The following is a 21,417-nucleotide window of genomic DNA, read 5'->3' on the forward strand; positions in this document are numbered from 1 at the left end:
CGAGGGCCGGCCCGTCCATGGCCCGAGGGCCGACCGGCCCCCCTCGCAAGGGCGTTCCGGCTCTGACGGACGGGCCTAGGATGACGGTTGGCGTTCGGCTCTTCGGGTGTCCGGCTCTTCGGATGTCCGGCTCTTCGGATGTCCGGCTCTTCGGGTGAAGGAGAAACGATGCGGGAGGTCGTCTACCTCTCCGACCGCAAGCTGCGGCAGTTCCTGCCGATACGGGGAAGGCGGTGGCCGCGGGCGAGCAGGGTCAACGTCACCACGCCGGTCGGCGGCGCCGAGGTCGAGCGGGCCGCGACCGACGCCGAGGCCGAGCGGCTCAAGCGGCTCGGCAAGGTGGTCGCCGAGATCCGGAGCAGGGCCAGGACTCCCGGGGACCCCGAGGTGCGGGCCGGGCACTGGGTCGAGTTCGAGGCCCCGCTCCACCAGCTCACGCCCCGCGAGTTCGCGGGCACGCTGCTGTTCCTGTCGCTCGCGGGCACGGACGGGCCGAGGCTGCTGCTGCACGGTTCGGCCGCGCATCTGACGAACGCGATCCCGCAGCCGGTCGACGGCCCGGCGGACGAGACGGTGGTCACCGCGCACGACGGCTTCAGCAACGGCCCGATGTTCATCACCAGGGTCGTCCAGGCGTCCCCCGGCCGGGCGCTGCTGTCCGACCTGGAGGGCCGCCCGTCGGCCACGGACGAGGAGCCGGAGCCCGGGTTCTCGCCGCTGCCGGAGGCGGTCGGCGAGCTGGTGAGGACGCTGGACCGGCAGGCGTACCCGGAGACGGCGACGCGGATGCGCGGCTTCGCGCGCGTCTCCGCCGACCCGCTGACCGACCCGGACACCGGCGCGACGTACCTGGTCGCGAGCCCCCTGTTGGTGGAGTACGCGGCCGAGGGCTCAGTCTGAGTCCGCGCCGTAGACCGCGCGCAGCGCCGTGACCGCCGTGCGCAGCGCGGCCTCCTGGTCGAGGCCCAGGCGGTGGGCGCGGAGGGCGAAGGTGTGGGCGGCGTCGGCCGCCTCCCGTTCGGCCGCGTCGCCCGCGGAGGCGATGAACGTGCCGTTGCGGCCACGCGTCTCGATCACCCCGTCGGACTCCAGCGCGCGGTACGCCTTCGCGACGGTGTTCGCCGCGAGGCCCAGCTCTTCCGCGAGTCCGCGGACCGTCGGCAGCTTGTAGCCCGTGGGCAGCGACCCGGCGCGCGCCTGCTCCGCGATCTGCGCGCGGACCTGTTCGTAGGGCGCCTGGGGAGCCGACGCATCGATGACGACCTTCATGCGGGTGATTCTCCCCCGCGCCGCGCCGGGCGGAAAACGGGAGACGGGGCCGGGCCGTTGCCCGTAACGTCCGGGCGCATGACTGTGACGAGACCGGCCGTGCGTCCCTTCCGGCCGGAGGACGCGGGGGCCGTGACGGCGATCCGGCGCGCGGCCGAGCCCTATCTGGTGACCACGGTCGAGGCCCTGCTGTGGAAGGTGGCCTCGTCCCCGGCCTCGCAGCGGCTGCGCCTGCTGGTCGCCGAGGCCCCGGGCGGCACGCTGCTGGGCTGCGCGGACACGGGGCTCGTGGCCGGGAGCGCCCGGCGCGGCGAGGGGTTCCTCCACGCGGCCGTCCCGCCGGACCACAGGGGGCGCGGCGTGGGTGCCGCGCTGGTCACGGCGGGCGAGGCACGTCTCGCGGAGATCGGCGCCGTACGGGCGCACGCCTGGGTACGGGACGAGCCGCGCGCGAGGGCGTTCGCCGAGCGCAGGGGGTACGCGCGCCGCCGCGCGGCCCGCTTCCTCGGCCTCGACCTGGTCCGTGCCGCGCTGCCGCCGCTGCCCGCTCCGCTGCCGCCGGGCGTCACGCTGCGCACGGCGGCGGACTTCGGCGAGGACCTGCGCCCGCTGTACGAGGCGGACCTGGAGTGCTCCGCCGACGAGCCCGGCGGGGCCGGGGCGGGCGCGATGCCGTACGAGGACTGGCTGCGGCTCAACTGGCGGCGGCCCGACTTCGACCCGGCGCTGACGAGCGTGGCGCTGTCCGGCGACGAGGTCGCGGCGTACAGCGTGGCGCAGACGGACGGCCGGGAGCGGTACTGGTCGGGGATGACCGGCACCCGCCGGGCGTTCCGGGGGCGCGGGCTGGCCCGGCTCGCCAAGCTGGACTCGCTGCTCCGCGCCCGCGCGGCCGGGTTCCGGCACGCCTTCACGGGCAACGACGCGACGAACGCCCCGATGCTGGCGGTGAACCGGGGCTTCGGCTACACGCCGGCGGCCGGGCAGTGGCGGTGCGTCAAGGTCCTGAGCGGCTGAGGGGCCGGGGCGCCCCGGCTACCGGCTGGGCCGACGTCCCGGCCCCGGCGCCCGGCTGGGCTACAGCGCCGACCTGTTGCCCGTGTCCACCGGCGCCGTCGCCTGTGCGCCGCGCCGCGCCTGGTCGCGGACCTGGTCGGCGGTCAGTGCGTATCCCGTCCCCGCGTCGCTCGTGGAGCGGGCGAAGATCAGGCCGTAGACCTTGCCGTCGGTGGTGAGCAGGGGGCCGCCGGAGTTGCCGGGGCGGACCTTGGAGCGCAGCGCGTAGATGTCGCGGGTGGTCAGCTCGTCCCCGTAGATGTCCTGGCCTCTGGCGCGGGTGCGCTCGGCGACGGCGGCGGCGCGCAGGTCCAGGCCGCCGTTCTCCGGGTATCCCGCGACCACACCCTGGTCGCCTCGGGTGGCGTCGCCCGCGAACGGCAGCGCGGGCGCGGTCAGGCCGGGCACGGCGAGCACCGCGACATCGGTCTCGGAGTCGAAGACGACGACCCGCGCCTCGTACTGACGTCCGGTGCCGCCGACGCGGACGGTGGGCTCGTCGACACCGGCGACGACGTGGGCGTTGGTCATCACGCGCTCGCGTGCGTAGACGAAGCCGCTGCCCTCCTGGCCCTGCTGGCCGCCCTCGACGTCGGCGACGCCCTCGACCTTGACGGTGCTGCGCTGGGCCGCCGAGGTCGCCGCCGAGGTGACCGCGTCGCCCGAGGGCTCGGGGGCCTCGCCGCCCGGCTCGCTCTGGAACGGGTCGTAGACCTGCGGGAACCCGGCGGTGGTGAGCGCGCTCGTGGCGCGGTTGAACCAGGTGGCGGCCTGGTCGGGCATCCGGTCGTGGACGCCCTCCAGCACGGCGGAGCCCCTTATGGCCTGGTTGAGCGCGGGCGAGGGGGAGGCCGCCAGGGCGCTGCCCGCCATCCAGCCGAAGACGAGCACCGCGATCACGTTGACGACCGCGCCGCCGACGCCGTCCGCCCAGCGCACCGGGCCCCAGCTCAGCTTCTGGCGCAGCAGCCAGGCAAGGCGGTCGGCGAGGGCGTGCCCGGCGAGCGCGGGCACCAGGACGGTGAGCAGTGCGACGACGGTCGACTCCGTGGTGCCCGTCTCGACCAGGTCGAGCGTGAAGGGCAGGATCCACACGCCGAGCACGGCGCCGCCGATGAACCCGGCGAACGCGACGAGCCCGGCGACCAGGCCGCGCCGGAAACCGGAGACGGCGAAAGCCACGACGGCCAGAAGGATCAGGAGATCCAGCAGATTCACACGATCCCCCGCTTTCGCCCTACTGTCGTACGTTCCGGCCACAGGGCCGTTCGGGGGAGAAAACGCGCGGGCACTCCTCGCCGGTTCCGTCTGTGACAGAACGCACGCGAACCGTTGTGCAGGTCCAGACCAATCGCTACGGTCGGCACAAGGTTCAACCAAGTCCCCGCACCGGCTCCAGGCGAAAACCGTCCCTTTCACCCCCGGCGTCCCGCCCGCAACCCCCCAGAGCGCCACGCGCGCGGGCCGCACCGACACAGGGAGCCCGACTCGAATGAACTCCCCCGACGTCACTCTCAGCGACTCTCCCACCTCTCCGCACACCCCCCGCTCGCGCGCCGCCGCACCACCGGCGGCCGACAGCAGCACCGGTCTGGACACCGGGCTGCTGGTCATCCGGCTCGTGGTCGGCCTGTCCCTGGCCGCCCACGGCACGCAGAAGCTCTTCGGCTGGTTCGACGGCAACGGGCTCGACGGCACCGAGCAGTTCTTCGCCTCGGTCGGCTATCCCTCCGCCGGTGCCATGGCCGTCGTCGCCGGGCTCACCGAGGCGCTCGGCGGGCTCGGCCTCGCGCTGGGCCTGCTCACCCCGCTCGCCGGTGCCGCGGTGCTCGGCACCATGATCAACGCGATCGCGGTCACCTGGGACGACGGCTACCTCTCGCCGGACGGCTTCGAGTACGCCTTCGTGCTCGCCGCTGCCGCGGGGGCTCTCGCCCTGACAGGGCCGGGCCGGTACGCGGTCGACCGCGCGTTGCCGGTGCTGCGTGAACACCGGGTCAGCCATGGGGTGTTCGCCGTGACCTTGGCCGCCGTCACGGCGACCGTGGTCCTCTTGATGCGCTCGTAGCCCCTACGAGGAGCAGGCCCCTGCCCACTCGCCGGTGCTGGGCAGGGGCTGCCCGTGCTCGTGCGTCGCAGGCTGCGGATATCCCGTGGCTTGTCGCGCAGTTCCCCGCGCCCCTGACGGGCCGCTCCGGGCGGCGATCCTATTCGGCGCTTAGGCGGAGATTAAGCAAGCCCTAAGGATCGGCGGGATCGCTCTTCCGCGAAGGAAACGGTCGCTCGGCGTGGCTAACGTGCGGGAGCACCGGGCCGGATCCGCTCCGTCCGGAACCCCCCATGCCCTGCCCCGTCGAGAAGGAGACCCCCCAATGACCGTTCGCCGCAAGGCCGCAGGGATCGCCGCGCTGGGCTTCGCCCCGCTGGCCGTCACCACGGCGCTCGCCACCCCGGCCGCTGCGCACGGATCGATGCAGGACCCGGTCAGCCGCGTGTCCGCCTGCTTCGCCGAGGGGCCCGAGAGCCCGCAGTCCGCCGCGTGCAAGGCCGCCGTCAAGGCGAGCGGCACGCAGGCGTTCTACGACTGGAACGAGGTCAACATCCCGGACGCCGCCGGGAAGCACCAGCAGATCATCCCGGACGGGAAGCTGTGCAGCGCGGGCCGCGACAAGTACAAGGGCCTCGACCTGCCGCGCAAGGACTGGCCCGCGACGAAGATGAAGGCGGGCAAGCACACCTTCAAGTACAAGGCGACGGCCCCGCACAAGGGCTCGTTCGACCTCTACATCACCAAGGACAGCTACGACCCGTCGAAGCCGCTGAAGTGGTCCGACCTGGAGGCGAAGCCGTTCGCCACGGTCAAGGACCCGAAGCTCGTCAACGGCAGCTACGTCTTCGACGGGACCGTCCCGAAGAAGTCGGGCCGCCACCTGATCTACAGCACCTGGCAGCGCTCCGACAGCCCCGAGGCGTTCTACACCTGCTCGGACGTGACCTTCGGCGGCAAGAACGCCGCCGCCACCCCCGCGACCGCGCCGGAGCAGCCGAGCGACGCGCAGATCGACAAGGGCATGGAGAAGTCGACCGTGGACCACAACGGACACGGCGGCGACGGACACGGTGAGCACGCGAACCACGAGAAGGCCCAGGGTTCCGAGGCCAACGCGCCGAAGCCGAACGGCGGTTCGGAGAAGCTGGCCGAGACCGGTGGCGACGACAACACCGCGCCCCTCGCGATGGGCGGCGCGGCCGTCGTCGCCCTCGGCGGCGCCGTCGTGATCGCCTCGGCCCGCCGCCGCGCGGCGAAGGCCCGCGGCTGACGCCCGTTCCGCGGAAGGCTCCGCCGCCCCGCGCCCCCTTTCCTTCACCTCGGGGGCGCGGGGCGGCGGCGTACGATCAGGCGTACGAGCGACGAGAGGCGGGCCGCACATGTCGGAGCGGGCACAGGACGCGCTGGCCGGAGCAGTCGAGGTCACCAGCGAGGCGGAGCTGCGCGAGCTGATCGGCGAGCCGAACCGGCGTGCGCGGGAGAAGGAGCGCGCCTCGCTGCATCCGCTGGACCGCGAGTGGCTGGCCCACTCCCCGTTCTGCCTCGTCGCCACCTCGGCGCCCGACGGCTCCTGCGACGTCTCCCCGAAGGGCGACCCGCCCGGCTTCACCAAGGTGCTGGACGACACGACGATCGCGCTGCCCGAACGGCCGGGCAACAAGCGGGCCGACGGCTTCCGTAACATCCTGGGCAATCCGCACGTCGGACTGATCTACTTCCTGCCCGGGCGCGGCGACACGCTCCGCATCAACGGCCGGGCCCGGCTGCTGCGCGAGGCCCCGTTCTTCGACGACATGGTCGTCCGCCGCAACCGCCCCGGGCTGGCGCTGGTGGTCGAGATCGAGGAGGTCTTCCACCACTGCTCGAAGGCGTTCCTGCGCTCGCGCGCCTGGGAGCCGGAGACCTGGACGCCGGACGCGGTGCCCTCCCGCGCCCGGCTGGCCAAGGCCCTCGACCGCCCCGGGGACTCGCTGGAGTTCCTGGAGGAGTACTACGGCGCGAAGTACGCCGAGCAGATCTACCGGGACTGACCCCGGCACCGGTTCACGACAGGCACTTCGTCGGGGTCGCGTGCGCCGGGTCCAGGGCGTTGGCGGTCTCGTGGAACGCCATGCGGTCGGCGAGCCCGATGGCCAGGTGCTCGGAGATGTTGACCGGGCACAGGTCCTGGAGCAGCACGTTCTTGACGTTCGGCCCGTTCAGGAACTGGGACTTGTACGGGGTCACGACCTCGTCGTATTTCGTGGCGATGACCGTGTAGTTCACGCCGGGCACGGTGTCGCCGCCCTCGTTGAGGCGCTTGAGGAAGTCGGAGCCCTCCTTCTGCTGGAGCAGCGAGGGGCCGATCTCGTCCACGACGTCGCCGATGGGCGGGAACTGGTCGGCGAGCTTCGCGAGTCCGCTGAGGCTGGTGCCGTGGTTGCTGGGCGCGATGCCGACGAGCGCGTTGACCTTGGCGGCGCCGCCGTGGAACTTGAGGTACTGGCGGGGCATCATCCCGCCCTGCGAGTGGCCGACGAGATCGACCTCGCGGGTGCCGGTGGCGGCGAGCACCTTGTCGACGTAGGCGTCGAGCTGCTTCGCGGACTCCTCGATGGGGCCGAGCCCGTGGAAGAAGGGCTTGCCCGGCAACTGCCCGTAGTCCAGGGAGAAGACGCAGTAGCCGCGCTTGACCAGGTACGGGGCGAGGCCGAGCCAGTTGTCGACGGAGTTGCCGAACGTGCCGTGGACGAGCACGACGGGGCGGGGGTGCGCGGCGGAGGGCTCGCAGTCGTAGTCGTTCCAGCCGCTGCTGTCGGCCTGTGCGGCCGTCGCGGACGGGGCGGTGAAGGGGAGGAAGGACACCGCGACCGCCGCCGCCACGGCGGTCGCGGGTCTGCGTACGCGTTCCAGTGACAGCTTCATGGTGCGTCTCCTCGCGGACGACGTTATTGAATCGCTGTCAACTTACGCACGAGTAAGGAAGTTGGCCATACTCCGGACCGCGCGGAGTTCAGTGCCCGTGGCCGCCGGAACCCTCACCCTCGTGACTGCTCCCGGCCTTCGCCGTGCCGCCCGCGCCGACGGTGAAGGCCGCCGTGCGGACCTCGTCGCCGTGCTTGAAGTCGAGGAAGAGGCGGTAGCCGCCCTCGGTCGGCGCCGTGGCCATGAACGAGACGCGCGAGCCCGAGGCGCCGCTGGGGTGGACGTGCAGATAGCCGAGGTCGCCCGCGCGGAGCGCGACCAGGTGCCCGGAGGCGCCGAGATAGGGCTGGAGGCCGCCGGAGACGGGCTTGCCGTCCTTGGTCACGTTCAGCGTGAGTTTCCGTTCCTGGCCGGCCTTGAGTGTGCCGTCGAGCTTCACGCGGTACCCGTCCTCGACGGTGACGGTGCGGGAGGGCTCCGGGAGCGCCTCGGGCTCGTACTCGCCACGGACGGCGAGATCGGCGCCGAGGGTGAGGCCCTCGTCGGCGCCGCGCGGCACGAAGTCGGCGAACAGCCGGTAGTCGCCGCTGCGCGGCAGCTCGGTGCGCGCGCTCCACTCCCCGCTCTTGTCGCGCTCGGGGTGGAGATGGCGGTACGTGCCGAGGTCGCGGGAGGCGAGGACGAGGTGCAGCTCCTTCGTCTGCTCCTTCTCGTACGCCTTCAGGGCGCGGCCCTTCGCGTCGCGCACGGTGAAGCGGAGCTTCTCCTTCTCGCCCGCGGAGACGCGCGGGGTCCGCAGATCGAGCCGGTACCCCCCGTCGGAGACCTGCAGGCCGCCGGGTGGTTCGGCCGCGCCCTTCCCCTCCCCCTTCTCTCCCCCGGCCCTCTCGGAGTCCTTCTTCCCCGCGTGCGTGTCGTGAGCCTCCGCCTTCGGCTCCTGGTCGACCGGCTCCGCGGCCGTCCCTATGCCGTACGCCCCCGCGAAGGCGGCGGCGAGCGCGACGGCGAAGGCGGTGACCTTGCCCGTGGTGTTCATGGTGGCTCCCTTCGGCAGCTCCGCCCCGTGCGGGCCGCCACACCAGGTAACCATACCCCCTAGGGGTATAAATTCAAGCGGGGGCGAGGCTTGCGTCGAATAGGGGGCGGGGGTATACATGGAAGGGCGCTGGAGATACCCCCCAAGGGTATCGACCGGTCGCCTGATCCGTTCAGTTCCAGAGAGGAAATCCCATGTCGGAAACGACCACGGCCACGACCACCGCCTCGACGGGCTCCTGCTGCACCCCCGACGGAAGCTGCCACTCCGCGGACACGGGCGCGGCCCCCGCCGAGGGCGTGACCGCCGTCTACCGGGTGTCCGGCATGACCTGCGGCCACTGCGTCTCCACCATCTCCCGGGTCCTCGGCGCGCTGCCCGGCGTCACCGGCGTCCAGGTCGATCTCGCCGCCGGCGAGGTCACCGTCACCGCCGGCGCCGAGCCGGACGAGAAGGCCGTGGCCGCCGCGCTCGACGAGGAGGGTTACGAGCTGACCGGCCGGGCCTGACCGGGGAGGGGCGGGGGCCGTCGCCCCGGCCCCCGCCCCTCCCTCGCCCCCTTTTCCCTGATACACATGCGAATGCCTGAGCACGAGGAGCAGTGATGACCGTCACCACCCCCGAGAACACCGAGGTCGAACTCGCCATTGGTGGCATGACCTGCGCCTCGTGCGCCAACCGCATCGAGAAGAAGCTGAACCGGATGGAGGGCGTCACCGCCACCGTCAACTACGCCACCGAGAAGGCCAAGGTCAGCTTCGAGGGCGGCGTCGGGGTGGACGACCTGATCGCCACGGTCGAGGCCACCGGATACACCGCGGAGCCGCCCGCTCCCGCGCGTACGGAGACCGACGGCGCGGCGGGCGGCGGCGGGAGCGAGGCCGAGGACGCCAAGGACGCCGAGCTGGCGACGCTGCGCCAGCGGCTGATCGGCTCGCTGCTCCTCTCCGTCCCCGTGATCGCGATGGCGATGGCCCCCGCCCTCCAGTTCGAGTACTGGCAGTGGCTCTCCCTCACGCTGGCCGCGCCCGTGGTGGTCTGGGGCGCCTGGCCCTTCCACCGCGCCGCCTGGACCAACGCGCGGCACGGCGCCGCCACCATGGACACCCTGATCTCGGTCGGCACCTCGGCCGCGATGCTCTGGTCACTGTGGGCGCTGTTCTTCGGCACGGCGGGCGAGCCCGGCATGACCCACCCCTTCGAGCTGTCCATCGCGCGGACCGACGGCGCGGGCAACATCTATCTGGAAGCCGCGGCGGGCGTGACCACGTTCATCCTGGCCGGGCGGTACTTCGAGGCCCGCTCCAAGCGGAAGGCGGGCGCCGCGCTCAAGGCCCTCCTCGAACTGGGCGCCAAGGAAGTCACGGTGCTGCGCGACGGCCGCGAGGTCCTGATCCGCACCGAGGAGCTGGCGGTCGGCGACCGCTTCGTCGTCCGCCCCGGCGAGAAGATCGCCACCGACGGCACGGTCGTCGAGGGCAGCTCCGCCGTGGACGCCTCCATGCTCACCGGCGAGTCCGTGCCGGTGGAGGTCGGCGAGGGCGACGCGGTCACGGGCGCGACGCTCAACGCGGGCGGACGGCTCGTGGTCGAGGCCACCCGGGTCGGCGCCGACACCCAGCTCGCGCGGATGGCCAAGCTGGTCGAGGACGCGCAGAACGGCAAGGCGGCGGCCCAGCGGCTCGCCGACCGCATCTCCGGGGTCTTCGTGCCCGTGGTGATCGGACTCGCGCTGGCGACGCTCGGCTTCTGGCTGGGCAACGGCGCGGGGCTGACCGCCGCGTTCACCGCCGCCGTGGCCGTGCTGATCATCGCCTGCCCCTGCGCCCTGGGCCTGGCCACGCCGACCGCGCTGATGGTCGGCACCGGTCGCGGCGCCCAGCTCGGCATCCTGATCAAGGGGCCCGAGGTGCTGGAGAACACCCGCAAGGCCGACACCATCGTGCTCGACAAGACCGGCACCGTCACCACCGGCACCATGACCCTGCTCGACGTGCACACCGCCGGGGGCACCTCCGAGGAGGAGGTCCTGAGGCTCGCGGGCGCGCTGGAGAACGCCTCCGAGCACCCCATCGCCCAGGCCGTCGCCAAGGGCGCGGCCGAGAAGTACGGTCCCCTGCCCACCCCCGAGGACTTCGCGAACGTCCCCGGGCTCGGCGTCCAGGGCGTCGTCGAGGGCCACGCGGTGCTGGTCGGCCGGGAGAAGCTGCTCGCGGAGTGGGCGATGGAACTCCCGGAGGAGCTGGCCGAGGCCAAGCTGGCCGCCGAGAAGGCCGGGCGTACGGCCATCGCGGTCGCCTGGGACGGCGAGGCCCGCGCCGTGCTGGAGGTCGCCGACGCGGTCAAGCCCACCAGCGCCGAGGCCATCGAACGGCTGCGCGGCCTGGGCCTGCGGCCCGTGCTGCTGACCGGCGACAACCGGGCCGTGGCCGAGACGGTCGCCGCCGAGGTCGGCATCGGGCCCGAGGACGTGATCGCCGAGGTCATGCCCGAGGACAAGGTCAGCGTCGTCAAGAAGCTCCAGGACGAGGGCCGTTCGGTGGCCATGGTCGGCGACGGCGTCAACGACGCGGCGGCGCTCGCCCAGGCCGACCTCGGCCTGGCGATGGGCACCGGCACCGACGCGGCCATAGAGGCGGGCGACCTCACGCTGGTGAGGGGCGACCTGCGCGCGGCGGCGGACGCCATCCGCCTCTCCCGCAGGACGCTGGGCACCATCAAGTCCAACCTCTTCTGGGCCTTCGCCTACAACGTCGCGGCACTGCCCCTGGCGGCGGCGGGCCTGCTCAACCCGATGATCGCGGGGGCCGCGATGGCCTTCTCCTCGGTCTTCGTCGTCGGCAACAGCCTCCGCCTGCGAGGTTTCCAGGCCGCGGTCAACTGATCGTCTCCCTCGCAAGGGTGGGTCCCGGGGCTCGGCCCCTGGGGCCCCCCTTTGCTTTTCCTCCTGGCACTGCCCGAAAGAGCTGCACCCGGGCTGCCCCCGCGCGTGCCCGGCAGGCTGCCGCGTCGCCGTGGCCGGGCGCGCAGTTCCCCGCGCTCCTTACGGGGCGCCGGCGGACCCGGAAAATCACTCCCCTGCCCCGGCCCTCCCCGTCTACCGTCGGCGGATGACCGCTCTCTCGTATCCGCCCAAACCCGCCCCCGGCGACCGCGTCGCCGTCGTCTCCCCCTCGTCCGGCCTCGCGGGGGTCCTGCCGCGCCCGTACGAGCTGGGGCTGCGGCGGCTGCGGGAGGAGTTCGGGCTGGAGCCGGTGGAGTATCCGGCGACCCGGAAGCCGGACGCGACGCCGCGCGAGCGCGCCGCCGATCTGCACGCCGCGTTCGCCGATCCCTCCGTGAAGGCCGTCATGGCCACGCTCGGCGGCGACGACCAGCTCACGGTGCTGCCCTTCCTGGACCGGGAGCTGCTGCGGGCCCATCCCAAGCCCTTCTTCGGTTACAGCGACAACACCAACCTGCTGCTCCTCCTCCGCAACCTCGGCATCGTCGGCTTCCACGGGGCCTCCGTGATGACCGAGCTGGGCCGCCCGTACGCCATGCATCCGCTGACCGCCGACTCGCTGCGCGCGGCCCTGTTCACCCCCGGGCCCTACGAGCTGCGGGCCGCCGAGCGGTACCGGGACGTGGACCGGCCCTGGGACGACCCCGCGACCTTCGAGGCCGAGCCGCCCACCGAGCCCTGCGGCGGCTGGCGTTGGCACGGCCCCGCGCGCGCCGTCGAGGGCGCCTCCTGGGGCGGGAACCTGGAGACGCTCTCCGGACTGCTGATGGCGGACCGCGAGATCGAGCCGGACCCCGCCGCGTACGAGGGCCGGGTGCTGTTCCTGGAGACCTCCGAGGAGCTGCCCAGCGCCCACGACGTGTCCCGCGTCCTGCGCGCGATGGGCGAGCGCGGCATGCTGGCCCGCTTCGGCGCGCTGCTGATGGGCCGCCCCAAGGCCTGGTTCTTCGACCGCCCCAACGGCCCGGAGGAGAAGCGCCGTTACGCCGAGGAGCAGCGCGCCGCCGTGCTGCGCGCGCTGGAGACGTACGCCCCGGAGACGGTCGCCGTCCTCGACGTCGACCTCGGCCACACCGACCCGCAGCAGGTGATCCCGTACGGCGGCACGGTGCGCGTGGACGCGCCGGAGCGGCGGATCACCGTGACGTACTGAACCGACGTACCGAAGCGATGTACTGAAGCGACATGCCGAGAGCGAGCGATGACGATGAAGGACCTCTCCCGTCTCGGCCCGCCGATCGACGCGGGCCCCCTCTTCGCACCCGAGCACGCGGCGCTGATGGCCACCCTGCGCGCGCTCCGGCCCGAGGAGTGGCGCGCGGAGGCCGTGCCGGGCTGGACCGTGCGCGACGTGGCCGCGCATCTGCTCGGCGACTTCTACGGGCGACTCGCCCGCGACCGCGACGGGCACCAGGAGGGCCCGGCGCCCGAGCCCGGCGAGGCGCTGGAGGCGTTCATCCACCGGATCAACCAGGAGTGGGTCGACGCGCACGCCCGGGTCTCCCCCGCCTCCCTCACCGACGCGCTGGAGACGGCGGGCGCCCAGGTCGCGCGGTTCTTCGAGGCGGCGGACCCGGACGCGCCCTCGCTGGGCGTCTCCTGGGCGGGCGCGGACCCGGCGCCGATGTGGCTGGACCGGGCCCGCGACCTCACCGAGTTCTGGACCCACCGCCAGCAGATCCGGCACGCGACGGGCCGGGGCACCGACGAGGAACCGCACACTCTCTCCGTCGTCCTGGACACCTTCTTCCGCGCCCTCCCCCACACCCTCCGCGCCACCTCCGCGCCCCCGGGCACCCGGATCCGGGTGACGGTGCCGGGCCCGGCGGGCGGTACCTGGAACGCCACCGCTGATGACAGCGGATGGACGCTGGCCGCACCGCCCACGGACGACCCCGCAGCGCGCGTCGAGCTGGACGCCGGGACCGCCTGGCGGCTGTGCACCCGCGGCATCGAGCCCGCCGAGGCCCGGGCCCGCGCCCGTACGGACGGCGACCCGCGCCTCACCACAGCCGTCTGCGAGATCGTCTCGATCATCCGCTGAGCGCCGCGAACCTTCCCGGTCCTCCCTCCCGCAGCCAGGTGCGGAAGTCCTTCAGGGCGGGGAGCAGCCGCCGGAGCATCGGGATGTCGGCCCGCCAGCCGCCTGCGCCGTTCGCGAAGTCGTAGGCCGGAGGGCCGTCGGGGTCGCCGTCGGCCAGGTCCTCGCGGGAGACCGGTCGGTAGCGCACGTCCCGGCCCGTCGCCTCGCCGATGGCGGCGGCGACCCGCGGCATCGTCAGCTCGTCCCCGGCCAGTTCGAGCGCACGCCCCACATAGTGGTCGGGGTCGGCGAGGGCGAGCGCGGCGAACGCGCCGATGTCGTCGGCGGCGATGAGCTGGACGGGCGTCCCCGGTTCGAAGACGCCGGACAGCACCCCGTCCCGCCCCACGCCGTGGCGCGGATCCGCCTGGTTCTCCATGAAGCGGACCGGCCGCAGCACGGTCGCGGGCAGTCCGAGCGCGGCGATGCGGCGCTCGATCCGCCACTTGGTCTCCCAGCGCCGGATGCCCGGGTCACGCTCGGCGCCCCCGACCGAGGCATAGACGAGGTGCCGGACACCGGCCTCCGCCGCCGCCTCGGCCACCCGCGTCCCCAGCCGGACCTCGTCGTCGGCGGTGAAGTCCGGCGGCACGCCGGGCGTGCCCGTGGTGGGCTGGACGCTGAAGGCGCCGTACGCGCCCCGCAGTGCGCGGTCCAGCGACGGGCGGTCGCCCATGTCGCCGCGCGCCAGCTCGGCGCCCGCCGCCTCCAGCGCCCGGGCGGCCGGGGCCGCCGGGTCCCGGACCAGCGCCCGGACGTGCCATCCGGCGGCGAGCAGATGCCGGGCGGTGGCGCCGCCCTGCTGTCCGGTGGCGCCGGTCACCAGCACGGTCGTGGTCATGAGCCCCTCCTCACAAGTGGGGAGTTTCCCCACTTCCCCGTTGGTAGTATCCGGGGAGTGTCCCCACTTGGCAACCAGCGGCCCCTCCGCGCCGACGCCCGCCGCAACGTCGAACTGCTGCTCGCCGCCGCCCGTACGGTCTTCACCGAGCAGGGCGTCGACGCGCCGCTGGACGAGGTCGCCCGCCGGGCCGGCGTCGGCAACGCGACGCTCTACCGCCGCTTCCCCACCCGGCAGGCGCTCCTGGAAGCGCTGTACGAGGACCGGATCGCCGCGCTGTGCGCGCGGGCTCGGGAGCTGGCCGAGGACGCGGAGACGCCTCCCGCCGAGGCCCTCGACGCATGGCTCCGGGAGCTGGTGCGGCACGGCAGCTCCGAGCGGGGACTGACCGCGACACTCGCGGCGACGCTGCCCGGAGGGCCCGGACGCGCGTGCGGGGAGCGAGTCCTGGAGGCCGCCTCGCCGCTCCTGGCACAGGCCCGGCGCGCCGGTGCCGTGCGCCCGGACGTCACCATGCCCCAACTGCTCCGGCTGGTGAGCGCCGTCGCCCACGCCACCGAGGGCGAGCCCGACGCGCGGCGCCAGGCCGACCACCTGCTGTCCGTGATCATGGACGGTCTGCGGCACGGCACGTAGGCACTCGGACTCACGGGCTCACGGGCTCACGGGCCTCACAGACCTCACGCCGCGATCGCCCCCACGGCCCCCGCCGGATACGCAGCCATCGCGCCGAACCTGACGCGGGCCCGGTCCGCCGCCTCCTCCGCGCGGCGGGCCCGGTCCTCGCGGGGGTCGAAGGAGAGCTGGCGGGCGGCGAGTTCGGCCGCCGTGAGGTCCTCGGCGCGCAGGGCGACGGCCCGTACGCGGGCACGCTGGAGGCCGAGCGCGTCGTGCAGCGCGTAGGCGGCGTGCGTCAGCGCGGGGGTGTGCGCCGTCGGCTCGGGCAGCCGGCGCGTACGCGTCGTGGTCGTGCGGTCGGCGTAGCGGACGGTGAGGCTCAGCCCGCGCGCGACCTGCCGTCCGGTCCGCATCCGGAAGCCCAGCTCGTCGGCGAGTGTGAGCAGCGCCCGCCGCCGCTGCTCCGCGTCCAGCTCGTCGTGGCCGAAGCGGTGTTCGGCGCTCGCCGAGCGCGCCGGGGCCGAGGGGACGACCCGCGACGTGTCGTCCCCGCGCGCCCGTTCCGCCAGCCGTCGGGCCGTCGAGGCGCCGAGGATCCGCTGGAGCGTGGCGGGCGGCGCGGCGGCGAGGCGCCCGACGCTGTCCAGCCCGTACGAGCAGAGCGTGCGGGCGGTCGCGGGGCCGACCCCGTGCAGCGCGGCGACGGGCTTGCGGTCGAGGAAGCGCGCGGTGTCCTCGGCGCGCACCTCCCGTACGCCCCCGGGCTCCCCGTCGTGCGCGGCCATCCGCGCGAGCAGCGGGTTGGGGCCGACGCCGATGGTGCACTCCGTCCCGTAGCGGGCCGCCGCGCGCAGCCGTACGAGGCGGGCGAGCCCGGCGGCGTCCTGCCGGAAGTAGCGCAGCGCGCCCCGGACGTCGGCGAGCGCGGCGTCGGGCGGGAGGGCCTGGACGACGGGGGTGAAGTCGGCGAGCAGGGCGAGCAGTTCCCGGTACGTCTCCTCGTCCGGGCCGCCGAAGTGGACGTAGAGCACGGCGGGTCCGCTGGAGACGGAGCCGGTCATCCCGCGCTCCCCGGGCTGGAGTGCCACATCTTGCGGACGCCCTTGGCGGTGTCCTCGCCGGGGGTGCGCAGATCGGCCCAGGCGTTCATGCGGACGCCGGGCGCGACCTCGACGGTGCGGCTGCCCGGGCCCTCCCCCGCCGATTCCGGCGGCGCCGCCGCGAGGCGTTCGGTGACCGCGTCGAGGCCGCCGGTGCGGCGCAGTTCGACCAGTTCGGCCAGGTTCCAGGCGGCGGAGCCGACGACGCTGAGGCTGCGCGGGCCGCGCCGCTGCACCACGCCGCGCACCAGCAGCAGCCAGGAGTGGAAGACGGTGTGGGCGCAGGCCGCGTGCGAATCCTCGAAGAAGGCGCAGTCGACGAGACCCGTGCCGTCGTCCAGCGTCGTGAAGATGACGCGCTTGCCGGAGGGGATCGGCGGCGTCTGGGTGGCGGCCTTGGCGCCCGCGACCAGCACGGTCTCGCCGTGCCGGGCCTCGCGCAGCGTACGGGCCGAGTGCGCGCCCAGCTCCCGCAGGAAGTCGTGGTGGTCGCTCATCAGGTGCCGGGAGGCGTCCAGCCCGAGGACGCCGATCTCGGCGCCGAGCCGCTCGTCGGAGTCCATGTCGGGCAGGTGGGCGGGCTCTGCGCGGTCGGCGGGGCCCGACTCGCCCAGCGCGAGCTGGCCCTCGCGCGCGCCCGACGCGCGCTGGGCGCGGTGCAGTTCGGCGATGTGCAGCAGCAGGTCGCGCCGGTTGCCGCCGGGCGCGAAGGCGTCCAGCGCGCCGACCCGCGCGAGACCCTCGGCGACGGGGCGGGGCGGGCGGGCCCGGCGCCAGAGGTCGGCGAGCGAGCCGTAGGGCTGTCCGGCCTCGATGCGCGCGGCGTCCGCCTCGCTGATGCCCTGCACCTCGGAGAGGGCCAGGCGCAGGCCCCACAGCCCAGAATCAGACTCCAGTTCGATCCGATAGGACGCGGAGGACCGGTTCACGTCCAGCGGCAGCACCGGCACCCCGCGCCGCCGCGCGTCCGCCAGCAGCAGCCGCTTCGGGTACATCCCCGGGTCGTGCTCCAGCAGCCCCGCGTAGAACGCCGCCGGGTGGTGCGCCTTCAGCCACGCCGACTGGTAGGTGGGCACGGCGAAGGCGACCGCGTGCGCCTTGCAGAAGCCGTACGAGCCGAAGGACTCGACGATCTCCCAGGTCGCGGCGATCACGTCGGGCGCATAGCCGCGCCGTTCCGCCTCCGTGCCGAACCAGGCGCGGACCCGGGCCCGCCCCTCCTCGTCCTTCAGCACGCGCCGCGCCTCGTCGGCCTTGCCCCGGTCGCAGCCGGTCATCACCGCGAGGATCCTGATCACCTGCTCGTGGAAGATCGCCACCCCGTGCGTCTCGCGCAGCACCGGCTCCAGGTCCGGGTGCGGATAGCGCGCGGCCCGCCGCCCGTGCCGCGACTCGATGAACGGGCGCACCATGTCGCCGCCGACGGGCCCGGGGCGGAAGAGCGAGATGTCGACGACGAGGTCGTGGAAGTTCTCCGGCTGGAGCCGCCCCAGCAGGTCGCGCTGGCCCGGCGACTCGATCTGGAAGCAGCCCAGCGTCTCGGAGGAGCGGATCAGCTCGTACGTCTCCGGGTCGCCCTCCGGCACCGCGTCCAGGCCGACGCGCTCGCCGCTCCCGCGCTCGACCTCGTCCAGCGCGTACGCCATGGCCGACTGCATCCGCACGCCCAGCACGTCGAGCTTGAGCAGCCCCAGGTCCTCGACGTCCTCCTTGTCGAACTGGGACATCGCGAAGCCCTCCCCGCTCGTCGGCACCACGGGCGTACGGGCGCGCAGCGAGGCGTCCGAGAGCAGCACCCCGCACGGGTGCATGGCCACACCGCGCGGCAGCCCGTCCAGCCCCTCGACCAGGTCCCAGAAGCGCGGCCCGTGAGTCTCCTCCCGTACGTCCCTCAGCTCCGGCAGCTCGGCGAGCGCGGCGCGCGCGTCCTTCGCCCTGATGTGCGGGAACGCCTTGGCGAGCCGGTCGGTCTCGGCCGGGTCCATGCCGAGCGCGGCGCCCACGTCGCGGATCGCGTGCCGCACCCGGTAGGTCTCGGGCATGGCGACGGTGGCGACCCGCTCCTCGCCGAACCGGTCGAAGATCGCGCGGTAGACCTCCAGCCGGCGGGCCGACTCGACGTCGATGTCGATGTCCGGGAGCGCCGCCCTGCGCGGCGAGAGGAAGCGCTCCATCAGCAGCCCGTGCGCGACGGGATCGGCCTGCGCGACGCCCAGCAGATGGACGACGAAGGACCCGGCGCCCGAGCCGCGCGCCGCGACCCTGATCCCCAGCTCCTTCACGTCCTGGACGACGCGCGCGACGGTGAGGAAGTACGAGGAGAAGCCCAGCTCCTCGATGATCCCCAGCTCGTGCTCCAGGCGCCGCCAGCGCCGCCCGTCGCGCTCGTACCGGCGGGCGACCATCCCGGCGGCGCAGCGCGAGCGCAGCTCGCGCGCGGCGGTGCGCCCGGCCGTGCCGGTCAGCCAGGGCTCGGGGAAGTGGACGCTGCCGATGCCGAGGTCGTCGCCCTGGTCCACGCGGCACGCGGCGGCGGTCTCCTGGGTGAGGTCGAGCAGCCGGTGCGCGGTGTTCCGCCGGTATCCGGCGGCCTCCGCGGCCCGTTCGGCGACGGCGGCCATCTCCGCCGGGCCCTTCAGCCAGCGCTCGCCGCTGTCGAGCCCCCGGCGCGGATCGATGGGGACGAGGCGGCGGGCGGCGTCCAGCACGTCGGCGACGGGGCCCTGGCCCGGGTCGGCGTAGCGCACGGCGTTGGTGAGTACGGGCTTGACGCCCTCCTGCGCGGCGAGGCCCAGGGCGCGCGCCGCCTCGCGCAGCGGCCCGGAGCCGTCGACGGCGAGGCGCAGGTCGTCGCCGAACACGTCCCGCCACGCGGTCAGCAGCCGGGCCGCGCGGTCGGGCCGCCCGGCGGCGAGCGCGCGGCCCACGTCGGAACCGGCGCCGAGCAGCACGGTCAGCCCGTCCCCGTGGGCCTCGGCCCACGGCAGCAGCGGGCGCTCGCCCTCCCGCCCGACGCCCTCCCGCCCGGCGTGCGCGGCGGTCACCATCCGGCACAGCTCGGCCCAGCCGCGGGCGCCGTCCCGGGCGAGGAAGACGGCGCGCTGTGCCGATTCATCGACAAAAGCCCCGCCCCGTACCGGCGTACGCCTGCGCCGCACGGTCCCGTCCCCGCGCCGCTCCTCCGGCTGCCCGACGGCCAGCTCCACGCCGTACACCGGGCGCACCCCGGCCCGCGCGCTCGCCTTGGCGAAGCGCACGGCACCCGCGAGGGTGTCCCGGTCCGTCAGCGCGACCGCCTCCATCCCCCGCTCGGCCGCCCGCTCGGCGAGCGTCTCGGGGTGCGAGGCGCCGTACCGCGCGGAGAAGCCGGAGGCGACGTGCAGGTGCACAAAACCGGCCACCGGTCGTCAGCACCTCCCGCCACGTCAGCCCCCTCCCGTTCTCTGAGGACCACCATAAACCAGCCATCGAACTTTTATTCGAATGGCGGGGCGGGAGCGTCCCGGCTCACAGCTCCCGGCGGAAGACCACGCGGTCCAGCGACGGGCCGTCGTAGTCGGCGACCGGGGCCGAGGCGGTGAAGCCCATCGCCTCGTGGAAGGCGATCGAGCGGGTGTTGACCGGGGAGGTGATGGCCTTGACGGCCGTACGGCCGTCCTCGCGGGCCCGGGCGAAGAAGCGCTCGTACAGGTCGCGGGCGAGCCTGTGGGGGCGCCGGGATCAGGCGTACCCTCTGCCGCGGCTTCCGGGAAGGGGCTGCCCCGACCTGCGCGTCGCGGACTGCGGCTGCTTCGCCGTTGCCCGCGCAGTTCCCCGCGCCCCTTCAGGGCGCTCAGGACGCGCCAAGCCACAGCGCGCCCGCGGTCCGCGACGAGACCTCAAGGGGCGAGACCTCGAGGGCCCCTGCCCGGAACGCGGTCGGCTCACATGTGCGTACCGCCGTCGATCCGCAGCTCGGTGCCGGTGATGAACGCGCCGTCGTCGGAGGCGAGCATGGCGATGGCGCCCGCGACGGTCTCGGGCCCGGCGAAGCCCTTGCCGAGGGCCGGGGTCAGCTTGGCGATCAGGCCGTAGTCCGTGTCGTCCGGCAGCCCCGGGTTGTGCGTCATGCCGGAGGCGATGGAGCCGGGCGCGACGCAGACCGCGCGCAGGCCCTGCTTGCTGTACTCGGACGCGATGGCGTGCGTGAAGGACTGGATGCCGCCCTTGGTCGCGGCGTACGCCGCCATGTAGGGGTGCGCGAAGCTCGCCGAGGTCGAGCTGAAGTTCACGATCACGCCCGCGCCGGTGGCGAGCAGCGCGGGCAGCGCCTGGCGGGTCACCAGGAAGGTCCCGGTGAGATTGACGCCGAGTATCCGGTTCCAGAAGTCGAGGGTCATGGTCTCGGTGTGCGCGGAGTCCAGGATCCCCGCGGCGTTGACCAGGACGTCCAGGCCGCCGAGGCCCTCGATGGCGCCGCCGACCGCGTCCCGCACGGACGCCTCGTCCGCGATGTCCACGGTGACCGCGGTGAGGCGGCCGTCGGTCCCCGCCGCGACGGCGGCCTCGCGGGTCTTCTCCAGGCCCGGCTCGGCGATGTCGGCGGCGACGACGGTGCCGCCCTCGTCCAGCAGCCGCGCCACGGTGGCCTGGCCGATGCCGGATCCGCCGCCGGTGACGAGGACGCGGCGGCCTTCGAAGCGAGGGAGTGTCATGGGTGGTGCTCCTTTTCCGGGAGGTCTGTGCCCCGAGGGTTCACCGTCCACCGTACGCCTGGATGGCACAACGTGCCACGATGGCGCAGTACGCAGGCTTGCCTCTCCCCTGACGTACGCTGTCCCCTATGTCCGCACGTGCTCCTCACGGCCCCACCCTCACCGAGCGGCGCAAGGCCGAGACCGAGTGGGAGATCGCCCGCTGCGCCGCCGACCTGTTCGCCGAGCACGGCGCCGCAGGTGTCACGGCCGAGGACATCGCGCGCGCCGCCGGGGTCTCGCTGCGCACCTTCTACCGGTACTTCCGCACCAAGGAGGAGGCCGTCACCCCGCTCCTCGCGGGCGGCGTCCGGCGCTGGCTGAAGGACCTCGCCGCCGCGCCCGGCGAGCTGCCGGTCACCGAGGCCCTGGAGCGGGCCGTCCGCAGGGCGCTCACCCCCGAGGGCGAGGCGGAGGCCGAGGCCCTCCACCGCACCCGCGGACTGCTGCGCGCCGTGCCGGGCGACCCGGGCCTGCGCTCGGTCTGGCACCGCGTCCACGCCACCACCGAGGAGTCGCTCGTCCCGGTGCTGACGGCGCTGGCCCGCGAGGACACCGACCCCCTGGACGTACGGCTGCTCGCCGCCGCGGCGAACTCCGCGATGCGGATCTCCGTGGAGACCTGGGCCGCCACGGATGACGACACCACGAACGCCCCCGCGGAAACGGCCGTCCGGTGCCTGCGAAAACTGACGGCGGGCCTGAACGTCCCTCGCGCCTAAG

Annotated in this window: 19 protein-coding genes; 11 read left to right on the plus strand and 8 right to left on the minus strand. The window is 74.0% G+C overall.

The window, feature by feature from the left end:
- The first annotated feature begins 168 nt into the window (after positions 1-168).
- The gene (locus ABD343_RS19380) at positions 169-900 is read left to right on the plus strand and encodes an SAVMC3_10250 family protein (protein ID WP_344529820.1); all 732 of its coding nucleotides are present in this window, start codon (positions 169-171) and stop codon (positions 898-900) included.
- Here the strand turns inward: ABD343_RS19380 and ABD343_RS19385 are convergent.
- Entirely contained in the window at positions 892-1,269 is a 378-nt protein-coding gene (locus ABD343_RS19385; protein WP_344529822.1) for a GntR family transcriptional regulator, read from the minus strand. The genes ABD343_RS19380 and ABD343_RS19385 overlap by 9 nt on opposite strands.
- A 78-nt stretch (positions 1,270-1,347) precedes the next feature.
- On the opposite strand from ABD343_RS19385, the gene ABD343_RS19390 reads away from it, so the two are divergent.
- Complete coding sequence (locus ABD343_RS19390; RefSeq protein ID WP_344529824.1) at positions 1,348-2,286, plus strand: GNAT family N-acetyltransferase; 939 nt, start codon at positions 1,348-1,350, stop codon at positions 2,284-2,286.
- 60 nt (positions 2,287-2,346) lie between these two features.
- Here the strand turns inward: ABD343_RS19390 and ABD343_RS19395 are convergent, their stop codons facing one another.
- The gene (locus ABD343_RS19395) at positions 2,347-3,543 is read right to left on the minus strand and encodes a MarP family serine protease (RefSeq protein ID WP_344529826.1); all 1,197 of its coding nucleotides are present in this window, start codon (positions 3,541-3,543) and stop codon (positions 2,347-2,349) included.
- A gap of 274 nt (positions 3,544-3,817) precedes the next feature.
- Between ABD343_RS19395 and ABD343_RS19400 the strand changes: the two genes are divergently transcribed.
- The 3 genes from ABD343_RS19400 to ABD343_RS19410 all read left to right on the plus strand — a co-directional run bounded on the left by ABD343_RS19400 (position 3,818) and on the right by ABD343_RS19410 (position 6,405).
- The gene (locus tag ABD343_RS19400) at positions 3,818-4,393 is read left to right on the plus strand and encodes a DoxX family protein (RefSeq protein ID WP_344529828.1); all 576 of its coding nucleotides are present in this window, start codon (positions 3,818-3,820) and stop codon (positions 4,391-4,393) included.
- 304 nt (positions 4,394-4,697) lie between these two features.
- Positions 4,698-5,645, plus strand: a complete 948-nt coding sequence (locus ABD343_RS19405) for a lytic polysaccharide monooxygenase (RefSeq protein ID WP_344529830.1) — start codon at positions 4,698-4,700, stop codon at positions 5,643-5,645.
- Positions 5,646-5,754: 109 nt separating this feature from the next.
- Positions 5,755-6,405 (plus strand): pyridoxamine 5'-phosphate oxidase family protein, encoded by a 651-nt coding sequence (locus ABD343_RS19410; RefSeq protein WP_344529832.1) that lies wholly within the window; start codon positions 5,755-5,757, stop codon positions 6,403-6,405.
- A gap of 13 nt (positions 6,406-6,418) precedes the next feature.
- Here ABD343_RS19410 and ABD343_RS19415 read toward each other — a convergent pair whose 3' ends face one another.
- Entirely contained in the window at positions 6,419-7,279 is an 861-nt protein-coding gene (locus tag ABD343_RS19415; protein ID WP_344529834.1) for an esterase/lipase family protein, read from the minus strand.
- A gap of 88 nt (positions 7,280-7,367) precedes the next feature.
- The gene (locus ABD343_RS19420) at positions 7,368-8,315 is read right to left on the minus strand and encodes a hypothetical protein (protein WP_344529836.1); all 948 of its coding nucleotides are present in this window, start codon (positions 8,313-8,315) and stop codon (positions 7,368-7,370) included.
- A 194-nt stretch (positions 8,316-8,509) separates the two neighbouring features.
- Between ABD343_RS19420 and ABD343_RS19425 the strand changes: the two genes are divergently transcribed.
- From ABD343_RS19425 to ABD343_RS19440, 4 genes are all read left to right on the plus strand, one after another.
- Complete coding sequence (locus ABD343_RS19425; protein WP_344529838.1) at positions 8,510-8,824, plus strand: heavy-metal-associated domain-containing protein; 315 nt, start codon at positions 8,510-8,512, stop codon at positions 8,822-8,824.
- A gap of 95 nt (positions 8,825-8,919) precedes the next feature.
- Entirely contained in the window at positions 8,920-11,199 is a 2,280-nt protein-coding gene (locus ABD343_RS19430) for a heavy metal translocating P-type ATPase (protein WP_344529840.1), read from the plus strand.
- Between the two features lie 226 nt (positions 11,200-11,425).
- Positions 11,426-12,472, plus strand: a complete 1,047-nt coding sequence (locus ABD343_RS19435) for a S66 family peptidase (protein WP_344529842.1) — start codon at positions 11,426-11,428, stop codon at positions 12,470-12,472.
- Positions 12,473-12,526: 54 nt separating this feature from the next.
- Positions 12,527-13,363, plus strand: a complete 837-nt coding sequence (locus tag ABD343_RS19440; RefSeq protein WP_344529986.1) for a maleylpyruvate isomerase family mycothiol-dependent enzyme — start codon at positions 12,527-12,529, stop codon at positions 13,361-13,363.
- On the opposite strand, the gene ABD343_RS19445 is transcribed toward ABD343_RS19440, so the two are convergent.
- A complete protein-coding gene (locus tag ABD343_RS19445; RefSeq protein ID WP_344529844.1) occupies positions 13,353-14,243 on the minus strand; it encodes an NmrA/HSCARG family protein in 891 nt (296 codons plus the stop codon). The two genes, ABD343_RS19440 and ABD343_RS19445, sit on opposite strands and share 11 nt — an antisense overlap.
- A 57-nt stretch (positions 14,244-14,300) precedes the next feature.
- On the opposite strand from ABD343_RS19445, the gene ABD343_RS19450 reads away from it, so the two are divergent.
- Positions 14,301-14,879 (plus strand): TetR/AcrR family transcriptional regulator, encoded by a 579-nt coding sequence (locus tag ABD343_RS19450; RefSeq protein ID WP_344529846.1) that lies wholly within the window; start codon positions 14,301-14,303, stop codon positions 14,877-14,879.
- Positions 14,880-14,923: 44 nt separating this feature from the next.
- Here the strand turns inward: ABD343_RS19450 and ABD343_RS19455 are convergent, their stop codons facing one another.
- The 3 genes from ABD343_RS19455 to ABD343_RS19465 form a co-directional block, all read right to left on the minus strand.
- The gene (locus tag ABD343_RS19455) at positions 14,924-15,922 is read right to left on the minus strand and encodes a DNA polymerase Y family protein (protein WP_344529848.1); all 999 of its coding nucleotides are present in this window, start codon (positions 15,920-15,922) and stop codon (positions 14,924-14,926) included.
- Positions 15,919-19,362, minus strand: coding sequence for a DNA polymerase III subunit alpha (locus ABD343_RS19460; protein WP_344529850.1), 3,444 nt, complete (start codon positions 19,360-19,362; stop codon positions 15,919-15,921). Before ABD343_RS19460 ends, ABD343_RS19455 begins: the two co-directional genes overlap by 4 nt.
- A gap of 522 nt (positions 19,363-19,884) precedes the next feature.
- On the minus strand, positions 19,885-20,655 hold the full coding sequence (locus ABD343_RS19465; RefSeq protein ID WP_344529852.1) for an SDR family NAD(P)-dependent oxidoreductase: 771 nt from the start codon (positions 20,653-20,655) through the stop codon (positions 19,885-19,887).
- A gap of 128 nt (positions 20,656-20,783) precedes the next feature.
- Here ABD343_RS19465 and ABD343_RS19470 point away from each other — a divergent pair, with 128 nt between their 5' ends.
- Positions 20,784-21,416 (plus strand): TetR family transcriptional regulator, encoded by a 633-nt coding sequence (locus ABD343_RS19470; protein ID WP_344529854.1) that lies wholly within the window; start codon positions 20,784-20,786, stop codon positions 21,414-21,416.
- Position 21,417 lies beyond the last annotated feature (1 nt).

It is taken from the genome of Streptomyces albiaxialis (assembly GCF_039530985.1).
In the GTDB taxonomy this organism is placed as follows: domain Bacteria; phylum Actinomycetota; class Actinomycetes; order Streptomycetales; family Streptomycetaceae; genus Streptomyces; species Streptomyces albiaxialis.

What these genes read in the sequence shown, in the direction of transcription:
- ABD343_RS19465 (WP_344529852.1), bottom strand. Translation starts at nt 20,655, where the DNA reads ATGACACTCCCTCGCTTCGAAGGCCGCCGCGTCCTCGTCACCGGCGGC.
- ABD343_RS19440 (WP_344529986.1), top strand. Translation starts at nt 12,527, where the DNA reads ATGAAGGACCTCTCCCGTCTCGGCCCGCCGATCGACGCGGGCCCCCTC.
- ABD343_RS19430 (WP_344529840.1), top strand. Translation starts at nt 8,920, where the DNA reads ATGACCGTCACCACCCCCGAGAACACCGAGGTCGAACTCGCCATTGGT.
- ABD343_RS19420 (WP_344529836.1), bottom strand. Translation starts at nt 8,315, where the DNA reads ATGAACACCACGGGCAAGGTCACCGCCTTCGCCGTCGCGCTCGCCGCC.
- ABD343_RS19405 (WP_344529830.1), top strand. Translation starts at nt 4,698, where the DNA reads ATGACCGTTCGCCGCAAGGCCGCAGGGATCGCCGCGCTGGGCTTCGCC.
- ABD343_RS19435 (WP_344529842.1), top strand. Translation starts at nt 11,426, where the DNA reads ATGACCGCTCTCTCGTATCCGCCCAAACCCGCCCCCGGCGACCGCGTC.
- ABD343_RS19470 (WP_344529854.1), top strand. Translation starts at nt 20,784, where the DNA reads ATGTCCGCACGTGCTCCTCACGGCCCCACCCTCACCGAGCGGCGCAAG.
- ABD343_RS19455 (WP_344529848.1), bottom strand. Translation starts at nt 15,922, where the DNA reads ATGACCGGCTCCGTCTCCAGCGGACCCGCCGTGCTCTACGTCCACTTC.
- ABD343_RS19415 (WP_344529834.1), bottom strand. Translation starts at nt 7,279, where the DNA reads ATGAAGCTGTCACTGGAACGCGTACGCAGACCCGCGACCGCCGTGGCG.
- ABD343_RS19385 (WP_344529822.1), bottom strand. Translation starts at nt 1,269, where the DNA reads ATGAAGGTCGTCATCGATGCGTCGGCTCCCCAGGCGCCCTACGAACAG.
- ABD343_RS19425 (WP_344529838.1), top strand. Translation starts at nt 8,510, where the DNA reads ATGTCGGAAACGACCACGGCCACGACCACCGCCTCGACGGGCTCCTGC.
- ABD343_RS19445 (WP_344529844.1), bottom strand. Translation starts at nt 14,243, where the DNA reads ATGACCACGACCGTGCTGGTGACCGGCGCCACCGGACAGCAGGGCGGC.
- ABD343_RS19390 (WP_344529824.1), top strand. Translation starts at nt 1,348, where the DNA reads ATGACTGTGACGAGACCGGCCGTGCGTCCCTTCCGGCCGGAGGACGCG.
- ABD343_RS19400 (WP_344529828.1), top strand. Translation starts at nt 3,818, where the DNA reads ATGAACTCCCCCGACGTCACTCTCAGCGACTCTCCCACCTCTCCGCAC.
- ABD343_RS19380 (WP_344529820.1), top strand. Translation starts at nt 169, where the DNA reads ATGCGGGAGGTCGTCTACCTCTCCGACCGCAAGCTGCGGCAGTTCCTG.
- ABD343_RS19410 (WP_344529832.1), top strand. Translation starts at nt 5,755, where the DNA reads ATGTCGGAGCGGGCACAGGACGCGCTGGCCGGAGCAGTCGAGGTCACC.